General features: G+C 46.8%; 3 protein-coding genes. All 3 read left to right on the forward strand.

What is annotated here, in order from left to right:
• Window positions 1-722: 722 nt before the first annotated feature.
• The 3 genes from KUV22_RS17155 to KUV22_RS17165 all read left to right on the forward strand — a co-directional run bounded on the left by KUV22_RS17155 (window position 723) and on the right by KUV22_RS17165 (window position 2,606).
• Window positions 723-1,106: a hypothetical protein gene (locus tag KUV22_RS17155; protein WP_222233003.1), complete on the forward strand. Its 384-nt coding sequence runs from the start codon at window positions 723-725 to the stop codon at window positions 1,104-1,106.
• Between the two features lie 94 nt (window positions 1,107-1,200).
• Window positions 1,201-1,617 carry a hypothetical protein gene (locus KUV22_RS17160; RefSeq protein ID WP_222233004.1) on the forward strand — a complete coding sequence of 139 codons (417 nt, stop codon included), beginning with the start codon at window positions 1,201-1,203 and terminating at the stop codon, window positions 1,615-1,617.
• A 503-nt stretch (window positions 1,618-2,120) separates the two neighbouring features.
• Window positions 2,121-2,606 (forward strand): hypothetical protein, encoded by a 486-nt coding sequence (locus KUV22_RS17165; RefSeq protein WP_222233005.1) that lies wholly within the window; start codon window positions 2,121-2,123, stop codon window positions 2,604-2,606.
• Window positions 2,607-3,294: the final 688 nt, after the last annotated feature.

Raw genomic sequence — 3,294 nt, forward strand, 5'->3', positions numbered from 1 at the left:
TGCCTTAACAAGCAGCGGCAGAGCGACAACCAACGCTACGCACCTTTTGTGTTACTCGCTGGCGCTCAAACATTAACACAAAATGCGCTCCGCGCTGGCTGCGCCTGCGCTGGGCGTTATGCATTTGGAGGGACCTGAGTGAATTGGAAGCTTGTAGCGATATTCAGTTTCTTGTTGTTTTCAGTGAATTTAATGACTGGAATAGTATTCGGTATTTTACTTGCAAGAGATGAAACAGTAGCTTCGCAAGATTGGTTCCATTTCAGCCAGGAAATTTTGGTTTTCGTTTTAGAATCGATTTTATTCTACTTACTATTCATTCAAAAAATTCATAGGCCCATAACTCATGCTCTGTCTATAACCATAGTTACATTAATAGTATCTTTTGTTCTCCATGGAATCTTCGTTGGTATACCTGTGCCGAGTATATTAATCGCCTTGGGTATCGTGTTAACTTTCGGTTCAATCGCTGTTGCTTTGGTACTAGCGAAATTGACAGCATCAAGGTGCAAGCATGCATAACAAGGCCGGGCAATTTGCTCCGGGCCTTCAGCCCTCCGCGGGACAGCTTACCTTGTGCACCTTTTGCGCAGGTCGCTTCGCTCCCATTTTTGCGCAAAATGCGCTCAAGGTAAGCTGCCCCTGCCGGCGGCGTTAGGCTCTCCATGAATCAAATTCGATGTTTCATTCTGGCTCTCTTGTTAGGCGCATCAATAGCCACTATGTCTAGTACCGAAATGAAATTTGAGTGCGAGGAGCCAGAAAACGAAATATTTGACGGTGTCTCAATAACCGTCACTCGTTGTATCGATTCGTCTGGCCCAGATAGTAATGGTGCTTATGAGTTCTACTACGACTACGAAACTTTTGTTTTCGAGTTGGGGGATGAGTCTATTTCAGGTAAGAAGTACGCAGATACGCCAGAGGAAGCTTCCTTAATACGCATAAAGGAACGAGGGAAAGAGCGATTATTTGAGAACGCCGATTTTAAAAAAGAGCTTGTAAAAGTATCTATCTCTTATCTAAAGGCTAATGGTGCAAAGTCAGTAAAATACTTAGACCGGGCTAATACACATAATGGCTATAGCGAGGTTCCAAGTGAATAAGCCTAACAAGGCGGTGTTGTCGCCTTCGGCTGGGACGTGCCACTCCGTGGCCCGCCCCAAACTTTGGCGTTAAGCGCAGGAGAATGTGCAAAAAATGAGTTTCGGTGAGAAATCGATCCAAGGAGCAACGATTCTTCTTATCATGCTTTCAGCTTGGGCTACCTATCAAGGAATTCGTTTCGAGAGTTACAACTATATAGGGACAGCGGCGTACCTTTCATTAGCGTTTTTTGTTTATCGTAGGAATAATAATGCGCGCTATGTTTCATTTGCTGTGCTTTTAGTTCATGGAGCAATGACATTCTTTGTTATAGCTATGACGCTTAGTCTAAAGCAGCCAACTCCTGACGAAATTCAGGCTATGAGTAATGGGGCTCATTCAGTATTCACTTTGGAGGTTAATGTTAAGCAAGTATTGCTAAGGGAGAGTGCAATATTTGCAGGCATTGTTGCCAGCATTATATTATTGGCCAATAAACATGCGGCAAGCCTGTTCGAAACACGCGCTTAACAAGGCGCAGCAACGGACCTCCGGCAATTATCACCTTTTTTGCGTTCCGCAAAAACAGGCGCCAATCGCCTCCGGCCGCTGTGCGCGGCGTTATTGGTGCCGGTCGGTATTTTTTTGTTTTCGTGGTTGCTGAAATTTTAGTGCCACTAAATAGCTTCCAATATTGAGCCGTTTTGGTCGGTTGCTATTCAATCAGATCCGTTCCTAGAGTGTTCGGTCTGTTTCAGTAGAAGAGGGCAGTCCGGAGTTATCTTTTGGGGTGCCAGTAAGATGGAAAATAGTTGGGGAAAGTGCGGTATTCTTTCCTCGTAAATTTTAGGCAGTGGCCAGCCAAGTCGTGGCTGGCATAGTGCTGGTAGCTGGTTCAGAGTGCGGCCGCAATAACCAGGCTAGGCAAGATCGCCCAAGGCCCCTGCGGGGCCCCGGGCTGGACAGCCTACGCTGCGCTCCGGCTGCCCCTGCTAGCGGCGTTAGAATTAATCCGAGAAAGTGGTGCCGAATACGTGAAGAAGTTTTGTGTTTTTGCTTTCTTAGCTTTTTATTGTTCGACCTCTCTTGCGCAGTCATTAAGGGGCGTTTCGGGTCACGAACAATGTGAGAAGCTGGAAAGTATCGAAAATACTTTAGGAAGTGAATTGCTCGATAAAGGCGAGCGTCATTACGTTTTTAACGGTGTCCATTTTGGTCGGCCTGTCGAGGTGAGGTATCTATGTAGTGGCAATAGTATTCTTGTGCAATTCATATCATTTCAAAATCTGAGTAAACTTGAAGCCAAAGATGTCTATCTCGAAACTATGCAGACTTTGGCTACGGGGTATTACGGCGCTCCGGGTAGAGAGGAATTTAACGCTGATAATGAATGGGAGAGGGTAGCCGCATGGAGCGTTGAAGACGGCACTGCGCTGCTACTCTTACAGATGAAAGATAGCGGTCCTAATGTGTCAATTAACCGAATTTGGAATCGTAATTCTAACAAGCACAGGCAGTAAAGCTCCGGCCCGCCTGGCCTCCGCGGGACGTCTTACCTTGTGCACCTTTTGCGCAGGTCGCTACGCTCCCAGTTTCGCGCAAAACGCGCACAAGGTAACCCGCCCCTGCTGTGGGCGTTAAAAGTCTATGAAGTATCTGAATTGCCCCGATTGTAAAACTAGAGTTGCAACTAAAGCTGTGAAAGCTCGAATTGCATTTCTAGGCGGCTCGGTAGTGTGCAGTTCTTGCGGCGCTCAGCTAAAGCCCGGTGGCAGGTGTGTTTCTATGTTAATCGGAGCAGCCGTAGGCAGTGTATTTTTATATGTGGCTCTCTATTCATTAACGGTGAGTTCATGGCTACCTGCACTTTCAGTGCTGTTGTTGGCTTGGCTTTTTGTTGGGGCTGCCATATATTTTTCAGGGTTTAAGCGTGTTGGCACCAGGCAGTTTCGCATCTAGCTGGCAACTTTTAACAAGGCCGGGCAATTTGCTCCGGGCCTTCGGCCCTGCGCGGGACAGCTTACCTTGTGCACCTTTTGCGCTGGTCGCTACGCTCCCATTTTTGCGCAAAATGCGCACAAGGTAAGCTGCTGATCTGAAACCACTTTCGTGGACGGTATTTTTATCCACGAAAGAGGTCCAGTATGGGACAAACAAAAAAGCGTAATTACGATCGTTATACTCTGGCTTATAAGCTTCAAGCCGTTA

The organism is Microbulbifer agarilyticus, from assembly GCF_019800665.1.
GTDB classification, from domain to species: Bacteria; Pseudomonadota; Gammaproteobacteria; order Pseudomonadales; family Cellvibrionaceae; genus Microbulbifer; species Microbulbifer agarilyticus_C.

Excerpts from the sequence above, each read along its gene's own strand:
- KUV22_RS17155 (WP_222233003.1), top strand. The coding sequence starts at position 723 with ATGTCTAGTACCGAAATGAAATTTGAGTGCGAGGAGCCAGAAAACGAA.
- KUV22_RS17160 (WP_222233004.1), top strand. The coding sequence starts at position 1,201 with ATGAGTTTCGGTGAGAAATCGATCCAAGGAGCAACGATTCTTCTTATC.